This window comes from Vibrio sp. 10N.247.310.17 (assembly GCF_041466605.1).
GTDB classification, from domain to species: domain Bacteria; phylum Pseudomonadota; class Gammaproteobacteria; order Enterobacterales; family Vibrionaceae; genus Vibrio; species Vibrio tasmaniensis_A.
In genome coordinates this window covers 22,708-44,958 of record NZ_JBFSTC010000037.1, presented here as the reverse complement: position 1 = coordinate 44,958, position 22,251 = coordinate 22,708, and the positions used below count along the sequence as shown (strand labels likewise).

The following is a 22,251-nucleotide window of genomic DNA, read 5'->3' as shown; positions in this document are numbered from 1 at the left end:
ATTTAGGTTCTGGCGCCGAGAGGTGTGAGAGTTCAAGTCTCTCCGACCGCACCATCATTGAATAGAACCCAGCTTTTTAGCTGGGTTTTGTTTTATCTGGAATATGTAAATCTGCAAGCCAAGTCACCAAGTATTCTCTCCTATAACCTCACTTTTACTACAATTTTATTAGACAATGTCTGCTCCATTTCCTAACTGAGTATGACTGCCCATGAAAACCCTCCCTTTAACGATCGGTTGCTACACAGATTCTCCAAGTAATAGCCAAGGTGTATATCAAACTCAGTTAGATCTAGAAACGGGAACGCTGTTGCCTTTAAAGCTTATAGCGGCCTGCACTAACCCCTCGTTTATTACCACGACAAAGCTGGGGGTCTACACAGCTTCTGAAGTTGACCAAAAGATGCAACCACAACTGATTCATATACCGAATTCTGATTCAACAATAGCGTCAAATACTGGGCCAATCTCAGGAGATCACCCTTGTCATATCACGATAGATCCCCACAATAAGTTTGCTATTACATCGCAATATTCATCAGGGACATTCGATATCTTTAGTTTAAGTATCAATGGCAATATCGATGAACGGCTCAAAACACTCAAAATGGTTGGTTCTGGACCTAATGCAGAAAGACAAACAGGCCCACATGCACATCAAAGCCTTTTCCTAAAGAACTCTCCGCAGTTTGTGACCGTCGATCTCGGAACCGATCGAATCAACTTCTATTGCTTTGACGAAGAGCAAGAAGAGTTCCTTGATGAACCAATGCAATCTATCAAAGTGCGTGCAGGGAATGGACCTCGTCATCTAACCTTTAACCAAGCTGAAGATAGAGCCTATGTGGTGTGTGAGCTCTCTGAAACAATATTGATTTTAGAAAAGTCTTTAGGCATTTGGAATGTAGTGGAAGAGATTGATGCATTGCCTAATATGGAGAAGGGAGAAGCCGCAGCTGCGATTAAGCTATCGCCAGATGAGCAATTCCTTTATGTGTCTTGCCGACATCAATCCAGAATCAGTTGTTTTAGAATAGACTCCGTCACTCAAAAGCTCATTTTTATGGATAGTTACGATGTTGAAGGTAAGTTCCCTCGCGACTTTCATATCACTAAAGACGGGCAATGGCTTATCGCCGCAAACCAGCACTCCAACAACCTCACGTCATTCAAACGAAATATTGAGGATGGATCTCTCATTTATACTGGATGCTCTTTAACCATTGATGCGCCTGTTTGTGTGACGCAATAGCACTAAGCACTAAGCACTAAGCACTAAGCACTAAGCACTAAGCACTAAGCACTATCATGAAATCAAAAAAGGAGAGCCTCAGCTCTCCTTCTTTTATAACTAGATAACTTGGAGTAACCAATCACAACCCTAAAGCGTACTTAAGCACCTGTGATTTAATCGGCCCTGAGTTTTCTGCTAGCTTTAGTGCTGCATTTCGCACAAACTTAAGTGGGCCAATGTCATTGCTAAACGTTTTGTAGAAAAAGTCCATGCCACTTTGCATCATTAGATTGTCACCTCTTCTGATCACTTCATAACGTCTCGCCACAGATTGATTCAATTCACCTTTCTCTTGGGTGATATCCAATAGTGCTGCCACATCTTTAAAACCCAAGTTAACACCCTGCCCTGCTAGAGGGTTAATCGTATGTGCAGAGTCCCCGACTAAAATACAGTTATTCTTTGAGTATGATTGAGCATGACGTCGTGTCAGAGGAAAAGAACCCGAGTTCAAAACTTTGATATCACCTAACTCTTTAGGAAAGTGAGTAAGTACTTCATTACGTAGTTTTTCAGGGGGCATTGCTGACAATTGCTTAATACGCAGTGGAGAATCATACCAAACTAACGAGCCCTGCCCGACTTCTTGATCGTCAGAGACTAGAGAACACAAAGGCAAAAATGAACGAGGACCACTTGGTAAAAATTGCTGCCAAGTAATATCTTGCTGAGGCTGTTCTGTTTCTACGTTGATAAGCATGCAGTGCTGTCGGTAATCCCAAGCCGTAATACCAATCCCTGCTTGCTGACGGACGGCTGAATTTGCGCCATCAGCGCCAACCACCCACTTCGCGGACAACTGAGTACCCGACTGAAGCTTGACTATATTGGTCTCACCAAACTCAATCTCATCGAGCTTTTCTGGACATAACAGTTCGAGATTGTTGTAGGCATCAAACTGAGCCCATAAACCCAATTGGATTAATCGATTCTCAACGATGTAACCTAAACGAGGTAAATCAAGAGATGCAGCATCAAACCGAGTACGACACTCTGGGTGTTCCCAAGTTTCCAATCGCTTGTAAGAACAGACGCGCATCGCTGCAATACTTTGCCATGCACCAAGATCTTCAAGCAAATCGACCGATGCTTGAGAAATCGCTGACACACGAATGTCCATCGCTTGCGACTCATCAAAAGCTTGTGGGGCAAAACCTTCGATCACCGCAACACTCAGACCTTGCTTTGCAAAACCGATTGCTGTTGCTGCACCAACCATGCCGCCACCGACGACTACAATATCGTAACTGTTCATATTTTGTACTTATCAGTTTGATTCTTTGACTGTTTTTGATTGTACTTTTTCATAACGAACTTGTAACCAAAAACCTTATTCGAAAGAAGGGTTACCCCTTATGGCATATGGCGTTGACGATAATAAAAACTACTACATAAGAGATTTGTTCAGACTACTAGTCAGTCGGTTTTGAAACCAGTACAATACGCCGCTTGCCGCTAGAGCCTGTCATAAAATTGAATACCGAATTATGACGAACGGAGCTAGCGGATGAATAATGGGCGATTTGCTCCCTTAAATTAAACTAACGATCGAGCGAACATATAATGAGTAAGAAACTGCTAATTAAAACTTGGGGCTGTCAGATGAATGAATATGATTCATCAAAAATGGCCGACCTGCTTAACGCTGCAAATGGCTATGAGCTAACTGAAGTACCTGAGGAAGCAGACGTACTACTATTGAATACTTGTTCTATCCGCGAAAAAGCGCAAGAAAAAGTATTCCACCAGCTTGGTCGTTGGAAAACGCTTAAAGATAAAAAAGAAGGTGTGGTGATCGGTGTGGGTGGCTGTGTAGCGACTCAAGAAGGTGATCACATTCGTCAACGTGCACCTTACGTAGACGTAATCTTTGGCCCACAAACATTACACCGTTTGCCAGAGATGATTAAGTCATCACTGTCTAACGAAAAGCCAGTAATGGACATCTCTTTCCCAGAGATCGAAAAGTTCGATAACCTGCCAGAGCCAAAAGCAGACGGCGCAACAGCCTACGTTTCTATCATGGAAGGTTGTTCTAAGTACTGTACTTACTGCGTTGTTCCATATACTCGTGGTGAAGAAGTTAGTCGTCCAATGGATGATGTGCTGTTCGAAGTTGCACAACTTGCCGAGCAAGGCGTACGTGAAGTAAACCTGCTAGGCCAAAACGTAAACGCATTCCGAGGCCCTACTCACGAAGGTGACATCTGCACATTTGCAGAGCTCCTTCGCCTAGTTGCGTCTATCGACGGTATCGACCGTATTCGTTTCACAACAAGCCACCCGCTTGAGTTTGGTGACGACATCATTGAAGTTTACAAAGATACGCCAGAGCTAGTGAGCTTCTTACACTTGCCTGTACAAAGTGGTAGTGACCGTATTCTTACGATGATGAAACGCCCGCATACGGCAATCGAGTACAAGTCTATTATCCGCAAACTGCGTAAAGCTCGTCCTGATATTCAAATCAGCTCAGACTTTATTGTTGGTTTCCCTGGTGAATCTAAGCAAGACTTCCAAGATACAATGAAGCTAATTAAAGAAGTTGATTTCGATATGAGCTTCAGCTTTGTTTTCTCTCCACGTCCAGGTACGCCAGCGGCAGATTACCCATGTGATGTACCAGCACAAGAGAAGAAAGATCGTCTATACGAACTGCAACAAACGGTAAATACACAAGCTATGCGCTTCTCTCGTCTAATGCTAGGCACAGAGCAGCGTATTCTTGTTGAAGGTCCATCAAGAAAGAATCTCATGGAACTGCGTGGCCGTACTGAAAACAGCCGTGTTGTGAACTTCGAAGGTTCTGCAGACCTAATCGGTCAGTTTGTAGATGTGAAGATCACTGAGGTTTACACTAACTCACTACGTGGTGAGCTAGTTCGCACAGAAAAAGACATGGGTCTACGCGTTGTAATGACTCCAGCAGAAATGATGGAAAAAACAAAACGTGAAGACGAGCTAGGTGTAGCGACATTTACGCCATAGGCAATACAACTGTTTGAGCACAAAGCGCAAACACAAAGCTTGAAATTACCTAACTAAGTGACCATCTTAGAAATAGGGATATCACCATCAAAAGCCCGGTCTAAATCGGGCTTTTTGCTCTTTTTTATATTTAAGAGTGAGTGGCACAAAATGAGAGGCTAATTTGAGCAATAAAATCGTTACCTTAGAGATAAATCTAGAGCCAGCAGATAACAAGCGCTTGGCAAGTTTATGCGGACCATTTGACGACAACATCAAGCATCTTGAGCGTCGTCTGGGCGTTGAGATTAATTACCGTAGCAACTTTTTCACGATTGTCGGTAAGCCTCACACTACAGCCGCAGCTTTAGACATCATCAAACACCTCTATGTTGAAACGGCTCCAGTTAAAGGCAACATAATCGATATCGAACCAGAGCAAATACATCTGGCGATCACCGAGTCTGGCATTTTGGAGCAACACGTCGAGTCTGAAATTGACTACGGCAAAGAAGTGACTATTAAGACTAAAAAAGGCGTTATCAAACCTCGAACGCCAAACCAAGCACAATACCTAATGAACATGGTCACTCATGACATCACCTTTGGTATTGGGCCAGCAGGTACAGGTAAAACCTACTTAGCCGTTGCTGCAGCAGTTGATGCACTTGAACGCCAAGAGGTTCGCCGAATCCTACTGACTCGCCCTGCTGTTGAAGCCGGTGAGAAGCTTGGTTTCCTACCGGGTGATTTAAGCCAAAAAGTAGACCCATATTTACGTCCACTTTACGATGCGCTGTTTGAGATGCTTGGCTTTGAGCGAGTTGAGAAGCTGATTGAACGTAACGTAATTGAAGTTGCGCCACTGGCTTACATGCGTGGTCGTACATTGAATGATGCGTTTATCATTCTTGATGAGAGCCAAAACACCACGGTAGAACAGATGAAGATGTTCTTAACCCGTATCGGTTTTAACTCACGCGCTGTGATCACTGGTGATATTACGCAAATCGATTTACCTCGTGGTGCAAAATCAGGCTTACGCCATGCGACTGAAGTGCTCAATGAAGTCGACGACATTAGCTTTAACTTCTTCATGTCTGAAGACGTCGTTCGTCACCCTGTAGTCGCTCGTATCGTCAACGCATACGAGAAGTGGGAAGCAAAAGACCAGAAAGAGCGCAAAGAGTTTGAAAAGCGTAAACGTGAAGAGCGTGAAGCCAAACTTCTTGAGGCTCAGCAGGCAGTTACGACACAATTAGCAACACAAAATAGCTCTGTAATTGCAGAACAAGGTGATAAATAGATGTCTATTGAACTAGACCTGCAATTAGCGGTCGAAAATGAGCAAGGTCTTCCAACTGAGCAAGATATTCAGCTTTGGTTGGACAAGACAATTCCTCAGTTTCAAGAGAACGCTGAGTTGACGGTTCGTATCGTTGATACACAAGAAAGCCACCAGCTCAATCATGAATATCGTGGCAAAGACAAGCCAACTAACGTGTTGTCTTTTCCATTCGAGGCTCCTCCAGGGATCGAGTTAGATCTACTGGGCGACCTCATTATCTGCCGCCAAGTTGTCGAAAAAGAAGCAGAAGAGCAAAGTAAGCCTCTGCTAGCACACTGGGCTCATATGGTTGTACATGGCAGTCTGCATCTGCTAGGTTACGATCATATCGAAGATGATGAAGCTGAAGAGATGGAGTCACTCGAGACAGAAATCATGCAATCTATGGGGTTTGAAGACCCTTACATTCTAGAAAAGTAAATTGATTCTAGTAAAGTAGGTTGCAGAGAAACAATAACTCATCGAACTTGTGATTTTCGCAGGAATCTGAGTTGTAACGTGTGCTATCACACTTCTGATAGCGTTATTTTTTGAGAAATCATGAACGAAGGTAACCCCCCCACTTCTGAGGGAAGTAAAAAATCTGAAGGTCCGAGTAGAAAGTCCTTCTTTGAACGCCTAGGTCAACTATTTCAAGGTGAAGTAAAAGATCGCCAAGAGCTCGTAGATGTAATCCGCGACTCAGAAATTAATGACCTAATTGACCACGACACACGCGACATGCTCGAGGGTGTTATGGAAATTTCAGAGATGCGAGTACGCGATATCATGCTGCCTCGCTCTCAAATGGTTACAGTTGAACGCACCGATGATCTAGATACATTGATTGCGCTCATTACTGATGCTCAACACTCTCGCTACCCAGTGATCAGTGAAGATAAAGACCATGTTGAAGGCATTCTATTAGCGAAGGACCTACTTAAGTATTTGGGTTCAGAAAGTGCCCCATTTGATATCGAACAAGTGATTCGCCCTGTCGTGGTTGTTCCTGAAAGTAAGCGAGTTGATCGCCTGCTTAAGGAGTTCCAAGAAGAGCGTTACCACATGTCTATCGTTGTCGATGAGTTTGGCGGAGTTTCTGGCCTGGTAACCATTGAAGATATCCTCGAAGAAATCGTTGGTGAAATTGAAGACGAGTTCGACGATGAAGAAGAGCTAGATATTCGTAAGCTGAGTAAGCATACCTTCTCTGTAAAAGCTTTAACCACTATTGAAGAGTTCAACGATACGTTTAACACTGCCTTTAGTGACGATGAAGTGGATACGGTAGGCGGCATGGTTATGACAGCACTCGGTCACCTGCCGGTTCGTGGCGAAATTGTAGAAATCGAAAACTACCATTTCAAAATAACATCAGCAGATAACCGTCGTGTGATTCAGCTACAGGTAACCATTCCTGACGAACAGCCTCTTCCGACTATCGAAGAATAACAACTTCTCTCTAAAGAGATGACAGAAATTAGATGACTAAGACATTTATTCATCGCCTATTACGGCCGCTTGCGGCCGTTTTTGTTGGCGCAATAACCACCCTTTCATTCGCTCCATACTCTATATGGCCTCTTGCTATTCTCAGCCCAGCTTTGTTGCTGTTACTGATCCACAACCGCTCTCCTAAAAGTGCGCTTTGGATTGGCTACGCATGGGGTTTAGGTCAATTCACCACAGGTATCAGCTGGGTATACGTCAGCATTGATGGTTTTGGCGGCATGCCACTGGCAGCCAACCTATTTTTGATGGCATTGCTTGTTGGCTACCTAGCCGTTTATTCAGGGCTATTTACCTGGGGTTTGAATAAATTCTTCCCTGCCAATAACCTAAGCCGCTTTTTCCTTGCAGCTCCTGCATTCTGGCTAGTCTGTGATTGGCTGCGTGGCTGGGTAATGACGGGCTTCCCTTGGCTTTGGTTAGGCTACAGCCAAATCGATTCGCCATTGGGTTCATTTGCACCGATTGGCGGCGTAGAGCTAGTAACTTTAGCGATCATTGTTTCAGCCTCTGCATTCACTTATGCGATTGTTAACCGGGCTTGGAGCATCGCTATCATTCCCGCTGTCGTATTTAGCGCAGGCTTTGGTATTCGCAACATCGACTGGGTCACGCCGAACCCTGAAAAAACCACGTCAGTCGTCTTGATACAAGGCAACGTCGATCAAGACAGTAAATGGCTACCGAGTCATCGCTGGCCAACCATGATGAAGTACACCGACCTAAGCAGAGAAAACTGGGGAGCGGATATCATCATCTGGCCTGAAGCGGCTATTCCAGCATTCGAAGTTGAGATCCCATCTTTCCTACGTAACTTGGATAGCGCAGCGAAGATGAACAACAGTTCGATCATTACCGGTGTGCTGAATCAGTCTGAAGATAAGAAATACTACAACAGTGTTCTTTCTCTCGGTGTGAATCCATATGGTGAGTACAGCTACGATCCAGACGAACGCTACCATAAACACCACCTGTTACCATTTGGTGAGTTTGTGCCGTTTGAAGATATCTTGCGCCCATTAGCACCTTTCTTTAATTTGCCAATGTCATCATTTAGCCGTGGCGACTTTGTTCAACCCAACATCGTGGCAAATGGTCGTCACTTAGCGCCTGCGTTGTGTTACGAGATCATTTTTAATGATCAAGTAAGACAGAGCGTAACCGATGAGACTGACTTTATTTTAACGCTCTCTAACGATGCGTGGTTTGGTCGTTCAATTGGCCCTCTGCAACATATGGAAATCGCACAGATGCGTGCTCTGGAGCTTGGTAAGCCCGTTATTCGCTCGACCAACAATGGTGTAACGGCAGTAACCGATTACAAAGGCAACATCATCAAGCAAATACCTCAGTTTGAAACGGCCGTATTAAAAGCTGATCTCATTTCAACTGATGGGCAAACGCCTTTTCACGCAGTTGGTACTTGGCCACTGTATATCTGGGCGATGCTCAGCTTGGTGATTGGCTGGGTAATTAGAAAGCCAAAGAGCTAGATTCGAAGAAAGTGATTTGAGGGTTGGCTGATTGGGTCAACCCTTTTTTATTACTGCGGTGTAAAGTTGATGGTGCTATAGCTATAGTGTTTACGACTTAAGTGTTTACGGCTTAAGTGCTTTACGGCTAAACCCTGTCGCCCCACATTTGATACATGGAATGATATTGGTCGGGTGGTTGTATTCGGTTTGATGTCCACACTCATCACAGACAAGCGTCCCGAGCCCGATAACCTCATCTGCTTGATACAACCCTTGATGTTCTAAGTCTTGGAACAATTCAACCCATTCCACCTTAGTGCGATCAGTGATGTCCAACAGCCCTTGCCAAATAGAGTCTGTGATCATCAAATAAAATGGACCACCTTTACTCTCTTCATAACTTTCGGAAAACTCTTTTAAGTCCGACTTCACATAGGCCGAGATTAATGAGAGCTCATCTTTGGTCATGTCATTGGCTGCTTTCGCATACTTACCTGACGTTTCGATTTTGTTGTTAAGCTCTTCAGGACTATGCTTCAGCGTTTCTATCACCTCTTCGACGACTTCTTCATAGAGTGCTTTTTTCTTCGGCATAACGACCTCCTTAAGATAACCAACTTTTACGCGGGCAAACGGATGTGCCGCAATGCACTCCCGCTCACAAACAAATGCAATTCATACTCTTAAGTATAGTTGCCCTGCGAAATTCAGTGAAAATTACGCCATCTACTAGGCAGCAACTGCAAGTATGAAGGGTATAACTATTGTTGTACTAGGCTCCTTTAGGTATTCTATGACGATCTGTAAGATTCTGTTCTAACCGAACTCACAAATTCCAAGATAACCGGATACCATCGATGCAAGAACAATATAACCCGCAAGAGATTGAACAAAAGGTTCAACAACACTGGGATGACAGCGAGACTTTCGTTGTAAGTGAAGACCCAAACAAAGAAAAATTCTACTGTCTTTCTATGTTCCCGTACCCAAGTGGCCGACTGCACATGGGTCACGTGCGTAACTACACCATCGGTGATGTGGTATCTCGTTTCCAACGTCTACAAGGCAAAAACGTAATGCAGCCAATCGGTTGGGATGCATTCGGCCTACCAGCAGAAAACGCAGCTGTAAAAAACAACACAGCGCCTGCTCCGTGGACTTACGAAAACATCGAATACATGAAAAACCAGCTTAAACTTTTAGGCTTTGGTTACGACTGGAAACGTGAATTCGCAACATGTACTCCAGAGTACTACCGTTGGGAACAAGAGTTCTTCACTAAGCTTTACGAAAAAGGCCTAGTTTACAAGAAGACTTCTTCTGTTAACTGGTGTCCAAACGACCAAACGGTTCTTGCTAACGAGCAAGTAGAAGACGGTTGCTGCTGGCGTTGTGATACTCCAGTAGAACAAAAGAAGATTCCACAGTGGTTCATTAAGATCACTGAGTACGCTCAAGAGCTACTAGACGATCTAGACAACCTTGAAGGTTGGCCTGAAATGGTTAAGACCATGCAGCGCAACTGGATCGGTCGTTCTGAAGGTGTAGAGCTATCTTTCGCTGTTAACGGTGAAGAAGCGCCACTAGAAGTTTATACAACTCGCCCAGACACACTAATGGGTGTTTCTTATGTTGGTATCGCTGCAGGTCACCCACTTGCAGAGAAAGCGTCTAAGAACAATCCTGAGCTTGCAGCATTCGTTGAAGAGTGTCGTAACACCAAAGTGGCTGAAGCAGAACTAGCAACGATGGAAAAGAAAGGTATGGATACTGGCCTAACGGCTATCCACCCTCTTAACGGTCGTGTTGTTCCTGTTTACGTAGCTAACTTCGTTCTTATGGATTACGGCACAGGTGCTGTAATGGCGGTTCCTGCTCACGATCAGCGTGACTACGAATTCGCAACTAAGTACGGCATCGATATCATCCCAGTAATCAAACCAGAAGATGGTTCAGAGCTAGATGTGTCTGAAGCGGCTTACACTGAGAAAGGTGTACTGTTCGATTCTGGAGAATTCGACGGTCTTGCGTTCCAAGAAGCATTCGATGCAATCGCTGCGAAACTGGAAGCTGAAGGCAAAGGTAAGAAAACAGTAAACTTCCGTCTACGTGACTGGGGTGTATCTCGTCAGCGTTACTGGGGTGCTCCAATCCCAATGGTAACCACTGAAGACGGTGAAGTTCACCCAGTACCAGCAGACCAACTGCCAGTCATTCTTCCAGAAGACGTGGTAATGGATGGCGTTACTAGCCCAATCAAAGCTGACAAATCTTGGGCTGAAACAACATTCAATGGCGAACCTGCTCTTCGTGAGACTGATACGTTCGATACGTTCATGGAGTCTTCATGGTACTACGCACGTTACTGTTCACCACAAGCTGACGATATTCTAGATCCAGAGAAAGCAAACTACTGGTTGCCAGTTGACCAATACGTTGGTGGTATCGAGCACGCATGTATGCACCTGCTTTACTCTCGCTTCTTCCACAAGCTTCTTCGTGATGCGGGTTACGTGACATCTGATGAACCGTTCAAGCAACTTCTATGTCAAGGCATGGTTCTGGCTGACGCGTTCTACCACACGAACGAGAAAGGCACGAAAGAGTGGATTGCTCCAACTGACGTGACTATCGACCGTGACGCGAAAGGCCGCATTGAAAAAGCTGTCGACAACCAAGGCCGCAACGTTGAGCACTCAGGCATGATCAAAATGTCTAAGTCTAAGAACAACGGTATCGACCCACAAGAGATGGTAGACAAGTACGGCGCTGATACAGTACGTCTATTCATGATGTTTGCATCGCCTGCAGACATGACGCTTGAGTGGCAAGAGTCTGGCGTTGAAGGGGCAAACCGTTTCCTTAAGCGTGTTTGGAAACTGGTTCACGCTCACTCTTCTAAAGGTGCAGCTGAAATTGTTGATGCTTCTGCTCTATCTGGTGACCAGAAAGCACTTCGTCGTGATATCCACAAAACTATCGCGAAAGTAACGGACGATATCGGCCGTCGCCAAACGTTCAACACAGCAATCGCTGCGATCATGGAACTGATGAATAAGCTCGCGAAAGCACCTCAAGAATCTGTACAAGATCGTGCAATCCTTGATGAAGCGCTAAAAGCAGTTGTACGTATGCTTTACCCTATGACGCCACACATCTCTTACGAAATGTGGATTGCGCTTGGTGAATCAAACGTAGACTCAGCAACATGGCCAACGTTTGACGAGAAAGCGCTAGTTGAAGACGAGAAGACTATCGTGGTAATGATCAACGGTAAGCTACGAGCAAAACTAACGGTTGCTGCTGACGCGACAGAAGAGCAAGTTCGTGAACTTGGTCTAAACGATGAGAACGCTAAGAAATTCCTAGATGGCTTAACTATCCGTAAAGTTATCTTCGTACCTGGTAAGCTTCTAAACATCGTTGCTAACTAATTTCGTTAGCACAGTGCAATTACTGAAGAATTAACGAACTTAATTCATCAAAAGCAGTCTGTAGACAGGGTAGCTAATAGCCCTGTCTACTTATTTAAGCGCTTTAGACTTGAGCCTAACAACTCAAACGAACTAAAGCCTTTAAATAAGTATTCTACCTTCATGAGAGCCATAAAATAATGCGCCTGAATTTACTATCTTCATTGAAAGTTACTATTGTTGTTTTAACCGTTAGCCTGCTAAGTGCCTGTGGTTTCCACCTACGTGGTGATTACTCCGTACCAGAAGAGCTCAACAAGATCTCTGTGACCAGTTACGACCAATACAGTACGTTTACACGTATGATGAAAAGCCAGCTGCGTATGAATGATGTAGAAATTGTGCCACCTGCTGAGAACACACCTAACCTGCACATCATTAGCGAAGGCGTCGGTGAGCGTACCCTGTCTCTTTACCAAAATACTCGAGCGGCAGAAAAAGAGCTGACGCTCAATGCATCATATCGTGTGACGATACCAGAGCTAGGCGACAAAACCTTCTCAACCAGCGTAACCCGCAGCTATTTAGACAACCCACTAACGGCACTCGCAAAATCGGTTGAGCGTGACATGATCGAAGACGAAATGCGCAAGCTTGCAACAAGCCAAATCCTTCGTCAAATGGCCCGACTGAAAGCGACTATTGCCGCAGGAAATATGAACCTAGAAGAGCTTGAACAGGTTCAAGTAAAAGAGCTAGAAAAACAGTACAACATCAAAAACATCGAAATTGACGATGTTGAGGTCGACGCAAGTGCAGTACCTGATGCTGAGCCTAGCGTAACTGTCGAGCAATAGGTTTATTTAATGCGTATTTTTGCTGATCGTTTATCTGAGCAACTTGCTAAGCAGTTAAGCAACGTTTACCTAATTTTTGGTAACGAACCTTTACTGCTGCAGGAAAGCCGAGAAGCGATTCAAAAGACAGCCAAAGAGCAAGGCTTCGAAGAACGCCACCGCTTTGCTATTGATAGCAGTCTCGACTGGAATCAAGTCTACGACTGCACTCAAGCATTGAGCCTATTCTCTAGTCGTCAGCTCATCGAACTTGAATTGCCAGAGTCCGGGGTCAATGCCGCAATAGCAAAAGAGCTGCTCGCAATTTCAGAGCATATTCATAGCGACATCTTGTTGATCTTGGTGGGTACCAAGCTCACTAAAGCTCAAGAAAGCGCTAAGTGGTTTAAAGCACTCTCGAATCAAGGCCACTGGATCAGCTGCCTAACCCCAGACGTTAGCCGATTACCTCAGTTTGTTCAAACACGCTGTCGTCAGATCGGCTTATCACCGGATCCTGAAGCGATACAAATGTTGGCGCAATGGCATGAGGGTAATCTATTTGCGCTCACCCAAAGCCTAGAAAAACTGGCTCTCCAATACCCAGATGGAAAGCTCACATTAGTACGTTTAGAAGAATCGCTGAGTCGACACAACCACTTTACGCCATTCCATTGGAGTGATGCGTTATTAGCAGGCAAAGGCAATCGTGCACAGCGAATCCTGCGTCAGTTAGAAGCCGAAGGTGTCGAACCCGTTATCTTATTGCGCAGCATACAACGTGAGCTTGCTCTGCTATTACAAATACAGCAACAAATGAAGCAGATCCCAATCGCGCAGGTATTTGAAAAGCACCGTGTCTGGCAATCCAAAAAACCTCTTTATAACGCTGCGCTAACAAGAGTTTCGATATCTCAATTACACTCCCTGTTTGCGCTACTCACTCAAGTAGAATTGATGACAAAAACGCAATATGAACAGTCGCCTTGGCCACTAATTCATCAGTTAAGCGTAGAGTTTTGTATCCCTTCAGCTTCAATCCCATTTCACGCATAAAAGCGTGGTATATTCTAGGGTCAACAGACCCTAAAAAGCTAAACTCAGATTAAAGGAACACCCCGTGTTACGTGAAGAACTAAAAGATTTTCTTGCAGACAAAGCCGACGACATGAAAGCAGAGTCGATTGTGACTATCGATGTAGAAGGCAAATCAAGTGTTACTGACTACATGATTGTTTGTACTGGTACATCTAAGCGCCATGTTGCCTCTATTGCACAGCATGTTGCTGATGAAGTGCGCAAGGCTGGCATGAATCCCCTTGGCATGGACGGCCAAAAAGAAGGTGAATGGGTTGTTCTAGACATGGGCACAAGCATGCTTCACGTTATGCAAGAAGAGCATCGTGAGCTGTACCAACTAGAAAAACTTTGGGGCTAAGCTTTGAAGATCCAGTTAATCGCAGTTGGTACAAAAATGCCAAAGTGGGTTGAAGAAGGCTTTAAAGAATATAAACGCCGCTTCCCTCATGATATGCCATTAGAACTCATTGAAATCACTGCGGGAAAACGCGGTAAAAATGCCGATATTGCACGTATTCTTCAAAAAGAAGGCGAAGCAATGTTAGCTGCAGTTCCAAAAGGTAACCGCATTGTCACACTCGATATCCCAGGTAAAAAGTGGGATACGCCTCAACTCGCAGAGCAATTGGAAAGTTGGAAGCTGGATGGCCGTGACGTTTCTATCCTTATTGGCGGGCCCGAAGGATTAGCACCAGCATGTAAAGCGGCAGCAGACCAAAGCTGGTCTCTATCAGCACTTACTCTCCCTCACCCATTAGTACGCGTTATCATGGCTGAAAGCTTATATCGAGCTTGGAGCGTCACTGCTAACCACCCTTATCATCGAGAATAAGCGTTAATGTTACGTAAACGTAGCCAAATTCGTGATTACAAAGCAGAAGCACGACTATTTACTAGTCGTGCTTTTGTTGCGTTTGCAGGGATTATAGTGATGATGAGCTTGCTGGTTGTGAACCTTTACAACATCCAAGTTAATCAATATCAGGACTATAAAACCCGCTCCAACGACAACCGCATCAAGGTCGTTCCAATCGCACCCAATCGTGGTTTAATTTACGACCGCAACGGTGTACTTCTTGCGGAAAACCGGCCCGTTTTTAATCTGGAGATCACCCCAGAAAAAGTCAAAAACATGGAAGATACGCTTGTTCGTTTACAAGCGTTAATCGACATACCACCGGAGCGTATCGAACGTTTTAATCGTGATCGTCGTAATTCACGTCGCTTCAAATCAGTACCTATTCTTAATCAGCTTACCGAAGAACAAGTGGCGGTCTTTTCTGTAAATCAACATAAGTTCCCAGGCGTTGAAGTGACAGGGACGCTAAAACGTTTCTACCCTTATGGTGATGTGTTAACTCACGTGATTGGCTACGTATCTCGCATCAACGACCGCGATATGCAGCGCTTGGTTCGTGAAGAGAAAGACGCTAATTATCAAGCCACTCGCGACATCGGTAAACTTGGTATTGAGCGCTACTACGAAGACATGCTACACGGCACCGCAGGCTATCAAGAAGTCGAAGTAAACAGCCGTGGACGAGTGATCCGCACTCTTAAATTTGTGCCTTCAGTACCGGGTAAAGATATCGTGCTCAATCTCGATATCAAACTGCAGCTATACGTACATAAGTTACTTGATGGCCGCCGTGGTTCAGCCGTGGTTCTCGACCCGAAAGACAATGGCGTATTAGCCATGGTTTCCAGCCCAAGCTACGACCCAAATGCCTTTGTGCATGGTATTTCCTCGAAAGGTTATAATGCCCTGCTTCAAGACAAAGACCGACCTTTAGTTAACCGTGCAACGCTAGGAATTTATCCGCCAGCATCGACGATCAAACCCTTCATTGCCGTCGCAGCTCTGCAAGAAGGCGTAATTACTCCGAACACGACGCGTAATGACCCGGGCTATTGGAAGATTCCAAACTCGAAAACGAAGCCGTTCCGCGATTGGTTGCGTTGGGGACACGGTGTCGTTGACATAGAGAAAGCCATTGAAGAATCGGTTGATACCTTCTTCTACCAAATTTCATTTGATTTAGGCATCGACCGCTTATCTAAATGGATGATGTTGTTCGGTTTTGGTGATCACACTGGCATCGACATTTACGAAGAAAGCAAAGCGAATATGCCCACTCGCGAATGGAAAATGGCCAGACACCGTGTACCTTGGTATCAAGGTGACACCATCCCTGTCGGTATTGGCCAGGGCTACTGGACTGCAACACCAATGCAGATTGCAAAAGCGACTTCAGTATTGGTCAATGAAGGAGAGGTAACCGCTCCCCATTTACTACGCGCGACAATTGAGAACGGTCAACCGTTCGATGAACAAACGATATCTGAAATCGAAACGTACCCTCCGGTAACTGGTGTTAAGCAGAGATACTGGGATATCGCGCAAGAAGGCATGAGATTGGTAAACCACGGAAAGAAAGGCACAGCAAGACGCTCATTCCAAAAAATGTCTTATCAAACAGCTGGTAAATCAGGTACTGCACAAGTATTCGGTCTAAAAGAAGATGAAGAATACAACGCAGATGAAATCGCAGAACATTTACGCGATCATGCCCTCTTCACCGGTTATGCGCCTTTTGAAGATCCTGAAGCGGTCGTAACTATCGTTTTGGAGAATGCTGGTGGTGGTTCATCAAATGGTGGCCCAGTTGTAAGAAGAATTTTAGACCATATTATTCTTGCAGAAGATTATGAAAGTGAGCCAATAAAATAATGAAACTTGATCCTTCAACTGGACGAAATAGAGCCCTATTTGAACGGCTGCATATCGACCTGCCGCTATTGCTTGGCATTCTGGTTTTAATGGGCTTTGCCCTATTGATCATGTACAGCGCAAGCGGACAGAGCCTTGCGATGATGGATCGCCAAGCGATGCGTATGGTGCTGTCTTTGGGTGTGATGATCTTTTTAGCGCAAATCTCACCTCGTACTTATGAGACCTTGGCTCCACTACTGTTTGCGGGCGGCGTTATTCTACTACTCGGAGTGTTGTTCTTTGGCGAGGCCTCTAAAGGTGCACAGCGCTGGTTAAACTTCGGCTTTATTCGATTCCAACCCTCAGAACTATTGAAGCTTGCAGTACCTTTGATGCTAGCTCGATTTATTGGTAAGCGCTCACTGCCACCCACTTTCCAAACCTTGGCTATCTCATTAGTGATGGTGTTTGTACCTACAATCCTTATCGCTAAACAGCCAGATTTAGGCACATCGATACTCATCGCAGCATCCGGTATCTTCGTGATATTCCTGGCAGGTATTAGTTGGAAGATCATTGCTAGTGCCGCGATTGCACTGGGTGGGTTTATTCCAATCTTATGGTTCTTCTTGATGCGTGAATATCAAAAAGTTCGTGTAAGAACCCTTTTTGACCCTGAATCAGATCCATTAGGTGCAGGCTATCACATCATCCAAAGTAAGATTGCAATTGGCTCTGGTGGTATATCAGGAAAAGGTTGGCTGCAAGGTACCCAATCTCAACTAGAGTTCATTCCAGAGCGCCATACCGACTTTATTTTTGCGGTCATCGCCGAAGAGTGGGGCATGATTGGTATTTTGTTTTTGCTCGCTATCTACCTGTTCATTATTGGCCGTGGCTTAGTGCTTGCAAGCCAAGCTCAAACAGCATTTGGGCGAATGATGGGCGGCAGTATCGTACTGAGTTTCTTCGTCTATATTTTCGTAAACATTGGTATGGTAAGCGGCATTCTACCTGTGGTGGGTGTCCCTCTACCTCTGGTCAGCTATGGCGGTACCTCTATGGTTACCCTTATGGCTGGTTTCGGTATTTTAATGTCAATCCATACACACAGAAAAGCATTCTCAAAGGCGACCTAATTGATGTCTGTTAAAGTAACTCCTATAAAAACATCTTTGGTTAATGAGCTGCCAATAAAAAAACTAGTATCTATAGTGAGCCTAGCCGTTGTTATAAACGGTTGTTCTTCGACAGAACCAACAGGACGCTACGATATAGATTCAGACATTGCACCAGACGCACCGATCTCAGTAGAGCATCTCGAGGATGCTCACCCTCAGTATGAACCTTATAGTTTAGGTGGTAACACGGATTACACTTTGCGTGGCGAAGACTACAAAATCGTAAAGAAGACAGAAGGGTTTACTGAGAAAGGCAAAGCCTCTTGGTACGGTAAGAAATTTCATGGTCATTTAACGTCGAATGGCGAGATCTACGACATGTATTCGATGTCTGCGGCACACAAAACATTGCCGATTCCGAGCTATGTAAAAGTGACGAATACCGACAATGACAAAACGACGATTGTGCGCATCAATGACCGAGGCCCATTTCATGAAGGGCGAATCATTGACCTTAGTTATGCCGCGGCATACAAACTCGATGTATTGAGAACAGGCACGGCAAATGTTGAGATAGAAGTCATCACTGTGGCGATGCCAACCGACGCAAATAAAAAGGCGGCTTTACCTCAATTTATTATTCAAGTAGCCACTTCTCCACATGAAGATAGAACCGAGAAGTTAGCCAAAGATCTAGGCGAAAAGTTAGCTGTAGCAACGTTCTTGCAGCCAAATGATGATAACTACCGCCTGATGCTCGGCCCATTTCATGACTATGCTCTGACTCAAGAAAAATTAGAACAAGTTAAGCTAATGGGTTACCCGTCAGCTTATATAAAAAAACACACGCTAACTCGCTAATTTATCTAACAGTTACTTCTGGTAATCAGCGCTCTGGTGTGACAGAGTGATTCTGTTAATATATGAATAGTTCACCTAATAATTGCATTCAAAATGATTAAATCTAATAAACTTGTTAAATCGATTTTTGCTACTTCAGTTGCACTTTCTGCAACGATAGCAACATCGTCATTCGCCGCTCCTATTATTGTTCCTGACGCTCCTCAAATCGCTGCTAAGGGATTTGTTCTGATGGATTACCATTCAGGCAAAGTACTCGCAGAGAAAGAGATGAACACTCAACTTTCTCCAGCAAGTTTAACCAAGATGATGACGAGCTACGTAGTCGGCCAAGAGCTAGAGCGTGGCAACATCAACCTAAACGACGATGTTGTTATCAGTGAAAATGCTTGGGCTAAAAACTTCCCTGATTCATCTAAGATGTTCATTGAAGTTGGTACAACCGTTAAAGTTGAAGAGCTGAACCGCGGTATCATTATTCAATCAGGTAACGATGCTTGTGTTGCGATGGCTGAACATATTGCCGGCTCTGAAGATGCATTTGTTGACTTAATGAACGCATGGGCGAGCTCTATCGGCATGAAAGACACGCACTTTGCTAACGTGCACGGTCTAGACAACCCTAACCTTTACTCAACGCCTTACGATATGGCGCTACTAGGTCAGGCGCTGATTCGCGACGTTCCTGATGAGTACCGTATCTACTCACAAAAGAAATTCACTTACAACGGCATCACCCAGTACAACCGCAACGGTCTGTTATGGGATAAGAGCATGAACGTTGATGGCATTAAAACGGGCCACACAAGCAATGCAGGTTACAGCCTAGTAAGCTCAGCAACCGAAGGTAAAATGCGCCTAGTTGCTGTTGTTATGGGCACCAAGAATGCTAACGCTCGTAAAACAGAAAGCAAAAAACTGCTTAGCTACGGCTTCCGCTTCTTCGAAACAGTGGCACCACACACCGCTGGCGAGACCTTCGTAGAAGAGAAGATCTGGATGGGTAGCAAGGACACGGTTGCACTAGGTGTCGACGAAGATACGTTCGTTACTCTGCCTCGTGGCCAAGCTAAGAACCTGAAGGCAAGCTTCGTTCTTGAGAAAGAGCTAGAAGCACCAATCAGCAAAGGCGACGTTGTGGGCAAACTATTCTACCAAGTCGACGGTGAAGACGTTGCTGAATACCCACTACTTGCACTTGAAGATGTAGACCAAGGCAGCCTATTTAGCCGCCTGTGGGATTACCTAGTACTGCTGTTTAAAGGTTTGTTCTAAACCAGTCAACAGTTTGTTCTACGTAAAATCTAAGCTTGCTGTATAGCTAACCTAATGAGTAGGTTCATGATTTGCTCATTAGCGAAACAAAAGCCGCCATGTGCGGCTTTTGTTGATCTTGAGTTCGGTGATATTTACACGTAATATTCCGCCTTATTACTCGTGTCTGTTGACCGAACACGCTTTTTATCGACATTTCGCCAATTTGCGAGAGTCTAGCCTTTTGGAGCTAATCATGAACATCAATTCTGATGCAAAACTAAAAGACCTCTTAGAGTTCCCTTGTTCATTCACTTACAAAGTTATGGGCTACGCTAAGCCAGAACTTACAGAACTAGTGCTAGAAGTGATCCAGCGTCATGCTCCTGGTGACTACAGCCCAACTCTAAAACCGAGTGCGAAAGGTAACTACCACTCTGTTTCTATCAATATTACTGCGACTTCAATTGAGCAAGTAGAAACGCTATATAAAGAACTGGGCGAAATCGAAATCGTTCGTATGGTTCTGTAACTTTCGATTACGCATGAAAAACAGCGGCTTATTGCCGCTGTTTTTGTTTGAAACCCTCGCTCCCCTTCCAAAGCACTCAACTTAATTTTCAATAAATACAAAGAAAGTTGAAAAACCTTGCTGTCCGTCTGTAGTTAGAAACCTGTTTCGCGTTTATAATGCGCTCACTTTATTAATCCTTGAGGAAGTGCCGCTTTGCAAAATAAGCTAATCGTAAAAAAATTAGGTCGTCAGGATTACGAACCTGTATGGAAAGCCATGCATAAGTTCACAGACGAACGCACGGATGAAGACGTAGACCAAATTTGGTTGGTTGAACACAACCCAGTTTTCACTCAAGGACAAGCAGGTAAAGCTGAGCATGTATTAAATGCTGGTGATATCCCTGTGATACAAAGCGATCGCGGTGGCCAAGTGACGTACCACGGGCCCGGTCAGTTAGTCGCTTACTTCCTGATAAACATCCGCCGCAAGAAATTCGGAGTGCGTGATTTGGTTACTCATATTGAGAACCTCGTAATCAATACTCTGAAAGCTTACAATATAGATTCAACTGCCCGACCTGACGCTCCTGGTGTTTATGTCGATGGCAAGAAAATCTGTTCACTCGGATTACGAATTCGACGCGGCTGCTCGTTCCACGGGCTAGCACTCAACGTCGATATGGACTTGTCTCCATTCCAACGTATTAACCCATGTGGTTACCAAGGAATGGAAATGGCGCAAGTAAGCCAACTCGGCGGTCCAAGTGAACTAGAAAACGTTGAGCAACAGTTAATACAAGAGCTCGTAGAACTACTCGGCTATGACCAAGTAGACATTCAAGCCACCAGTAACATTACAGCAGAAGCATAAAATCATGAGCAAACCAATCCAAATGGAAAAAGGCGTTAAATATCGTGACGCTGACAAAATGGCATTAATTCCCGTAAAGAATATGCCTGCTGAACAGAAAGAAGTTTTACGTAAGCCTGCATGGATGAAGATTAAACTTCCTTCAGACAGCCATCGTATTCAAGAAATCAAATCTGCAATGCGCAAAAACAACCTGCACTCAGTTTGTGAAGAAGCGTCTTGCCCTAACCTAGCTGAGTGTTTTAACCACGGCACGGCAACGTTTATGATTCTTGGCGCTATCTGTACTCGTCGCTGCCCGTTCTGTGATGTTGCCCATGGTCGACCAAATGCTCCAGAAGCCGAAGAGCCGAAGAAACTGGCTAAGACGATTAAAGACATGAAACTGAAGTACGTTGTAATCACTTCAGTGGACCGCGATGACTTACGTGATGGCGGTGCTCAACACTTTGCTGATTGTAACCGTGAAATTCGCGAGCAAAACCCAAACATTCGTATCGAAACACTGGTTCCGGACTTCCGTGGTCGTATGGACGTTGCGCTTGAACTAATGAAAGACAACCCACCAGATGTTTTCAACCACAACCTAGAGACAGCGCCGCGTCTATACCGTAAAGCGCGTCCAGGTGCGAACTACAAGTGGTCTCTTGATCTGTTAAGAAAATTCAAAGAGCAGCATCCAAGCATCCCAACCAAATCAGGTGTGATGATGGGCCTTGGTGAAACGAAAGAAGAGATCGTTCAAGTATTGAAAGATCTTCGTGAACATGGCGTAACAATGCTGACACTAGGCCAGTACCTAGCACCAAGCCGTCACCACTTGCCAGTTGAACGTTACGTGCCGCCTTCTGAGTTTGATGAGTTGAAAGAGATTGCTCTAGAGCTAGGCTTCACTCACGCAGCATGTGGTCCGTTTGTACGTTCTTCTTACCATGCAGACTTGCAAGCACAAGGTATGGAAATTAAGTAATCACGATTGCTTAACGAACAATACAAAGGCGCTGAATTTTATGT

General features: G+C 44.7%; 20 protein-coding genes. 18 read left to right on the top strand and 2 right to left on the bottom strand.

Annotated elements, in window-relative coordinates:
- Nucleotides 1-211 precede the first annotated feature (211 nt).
- Nucleotides 212-1,252 (top strand): lactonase family protein, encoded by a 1,041-nt coding sequence (locus tag AB6D80_RS12315; RefSeq protein ID WP_372188634.1) that lies wholly within the window; start codon nt 212-214, stop codon nt 1,250-1,252.
- A 121-nt stretch (nt 1,253-1,373) separates the two neighbouring features.
- Here the strand turns inward: AB6D80_RS12315 and AB6D80_RS12310 are convergent, their stop codons facing one another.
- Nucleotides 1,374-2,549 carry a 2-octaprenyl-3-methyl-6-methoxy-1,4-benzoquinol hydroxylase gene (locus AB6D80_RS12310; protein WP_135385312.1) on the bottom strand — a complete coding sequence of 392 codons (1,176 nt, stop codon included), beginning with the start codon at nt 2,547-2,549 and terminating at the stop codon, nt 1,374-1,376.
- A gap of 308 nt (nt 2,550-2,857) precedes the next feature.
- On the opposite strand from AB6D80_RS12310, the gene miaB reads away from it, so the two are divergent.
- The 5 genes from miaB (at nt 2,858) to lnt (ending at nt 8,590) form a co-directional block, all read left to right on the top strand.
- Nucleotides 2,858-4,282, top strand: coding sequence for a tRNA (N6-isopentenyl adenosine(37)-C2)-methylthiotransferase MiaB (miaB, locus tag AB6D80_RS12305; RefSeq protein WP_009848484.1), 1,425 nt, complete (start codon nt 2,858-2,860; stop codon nt 4,280-4,282).
- A 163-nt stretch (nt 4,283-4,445) separates the two neighbouring features.
- A complete protein-coding gene (locus AB6D80_RS12300; protein ID WP_048607945.1) occupies nt 4,446-5,567 on the top strand; it encodes a PhoH family protein in 1,122 nt (373 codons plus the stop codon).
- On the top strand, nt 5,568-6,029 hold the full coding sequence (ybeY, locus tag AB6D80_RS12295; protein ID WP_012603383.1) for an rRNA maturation RNase YbeY: 462 nt from the start codon (nt 5,568-5,570) through the stop codon (nt 6,027-6,029).
- A gap of 120 nt (nt 6,030-6,149) precedes the next feature.
- Entirely contained in the window at nt 6,150-7,040 is an 891-nt protein-coding gene (gene corC, locus AB6D80_RS12290) for a CNNM family magnesium/cobalt transport protein CorC (protein WP_012603382.1), read from the top strand.
- Between the two features lie 32 nt (nt 7,041-7,072).
- Nucleotides 7,073-8,590, top strand: a complete 1,518-nt coding sequence (gene lnt / locus AB6D80_RS12285; RefSeq protein ID WP_372188632.1) for an apolipoprotein N-acyltransferase — start codon at nt 7,073-7,075, stop codon at nt 8,588-8,590.
- A 105-nt stretch (nt 8,591-8,695) separates the two neighbouring features.
- On the opposite strand, the gene AB6D80_RS12280 is transcribed toward lnt, so the two are convergent.
- Nucleotides 8,696-9,166: a zinc ribbon-containing protein gene (locus tag AB6D80_RS12280; protein WP_004735251.1), complete on the bottom strand. Its 471-nt coding sequence runs from the start codon at nt 9,164-9,166 to the stop codon at nt 8,696-8,698.
- Nucleotides 9,167-9,429: 263 nt separating this feature from the next.
- Between AB6D80_RS12280 and leuS the strand changes: the two genes are divergently transcribed.
- From leuS to lipA, 12 genes are all read left to right on the top strand, one after another.
- A complete protein-coding gene (leuS, locus tag AB6D80_RS12275; RefSeq protein WP_371695329.1) occupies nt 9,430-12,006 on the top strand; it encodes a leucine--tRNA ligase in 2,577 nt (858 codons plus the stop codon).
- A 179-nt stretch (nt 12,007-12,185) separates the two neighbouring features.
- Nucleotides 12,186-12,842: an LPS assembly lipoprotein LptE gene (gene lptE, locus AB6D80_RS12270; protein ID WP_371695328.1), complete on the top strand. Its 657-nt coding sequence runs from the start codon at nt 12,186-12,188 to the stop codon at nt 12,840-12,842.
- A gap of 9 nt (nt 12,843-12,851) precedes the next feature.
- Nucleotides 12,852-13,877 (top strand): DNA polymerase III subunit delta, encoded by a 1,026-nt coding sequence (gene holA / locus AB6D80_RS12265; RefSeq protein WP_372188630.1) that lies wholly within the window; start codon nt 12,852-12,854, stop codon nt 13,875-13,877.
- A 64-nt stretch (nt 13,878-13,941) separates the two neighbouring features.
- Nucleotides 13,942-14,259 carry a ribosome silencing factor gene (gene rsfS, locus AB6D80_RS12260; RefSeq protein WP_009848475.1) on the top strand — a complete coding sequence of 106 codons (318 nt, stop codon included), beginning with the start codon at nt 13,942-13,944 and terminating at the stop codon, nt 14,257-14,259.
- Nucleotides 14,260-14,262: 3 nt separating this feature from the next.
- A complete protein-coding gene (gene rlmH / locus AB6D80_RS12255; protein WP_009848474.1) occupies nt 14,263-14,733 on the top strand; it encodes a 23S rRNA (pseudouridine(1915)-N(3))-methyltransferase RlmH in 471 nt (156 codons plus the stop codon).
- A 6-nt stretch (nt 14,734-14,739) separates the two neighbouring features.
- Nucleotides 14,740-16,632, top strand: coding sequence for a penicillin-binding protein 2 (gene mrdA, locus AB6D80_RS12250; RefSeq protein ID WP_372188628.1), 1,893 nt, complete (start codon nt 14,740-14,742; stop codon nt 16,630-16,632).
- Nucleotides 16,632-17,753: a rod shape-determining protein RodA gene (gene rodA / locus AB6D80_RS12245; RefSeq protein ID WP_009848472.1), complete on the top strand. Its 1,122-nt coding sequence runs from the start codon at nt 16,632-16,634 to the stop codon at nt 17,751-17,753. Before mrdA ends, rodA begins: the two co-directional genes overlap by 1 nt.
- Nucleotides 17,754-17,756: 3 nt before the next feature.
- Nucleotides 17,757-18,596 (top strand): septal ring lytic transglycosylase RlpA family protein, encoded by an 840-nt coding sequence (locus AB6D80_RS12240; protein ID WP_122046922.1) that lies wholly within the window; start codon nt 17,757-17,759, stop codon nt 18,594-18,596.
- 93 nt (nt 18,597-18,689) lie between these two features.
- Nucleotides 18,690-19,871, top strand: coding sequence for a serine hydrolase (locus AB6D80_RS12235; RefSeq protein WP_012603373.1), 1,182 nt, complete (start codon nt 18,690-18,692; stop codon nt 19,869-19,871).
- A 232-nt stretch (nt 19,872-20,103) separates the two neighbouring features.
- Complete coding sequence (ybeD, locus tag AB6D80_RS12230) at nt 20,104-20,382, top strand: DUF493 family protein YbeD (protein WP_029223108.1); 279 nt, start codon at nt 20,104-20,106, stop codon at nt 20,380-20,382.
- Nucleotides 20,383-20,577: 195 nt separating this feature from the next.
- Nucleotides 20,578-21,237 carry a lipoyl(octanoyl) transferase LipB gene (gene lipB, locus AB6D80_RS12225; protein ID WP_012603371.1) on the top strand — a complete coding sequence of 220 codons (660 nt, stop codon included), beginning with the start codon at nt 20,578-20,580 and terminating at the stop codon, nt 21,235-21,237.
- A 4-nt stretch (nt 21,238-21,241) separates the two neighbouring features.
- Nucleotides 21,242-22,207: a lipoyl synthase gene (gene lipA / locus AB6D80_RS12220; RefSeq protein ID WP_017096213.1), complete on the top strand. Its 966-nt coding sequence runs from the start codon at nt 21,242-21,244 to the stop codon at nt 22,205-22,207.
- Nucleotides 22,208-22,251 lie beyond the last annotated feature (44 nt).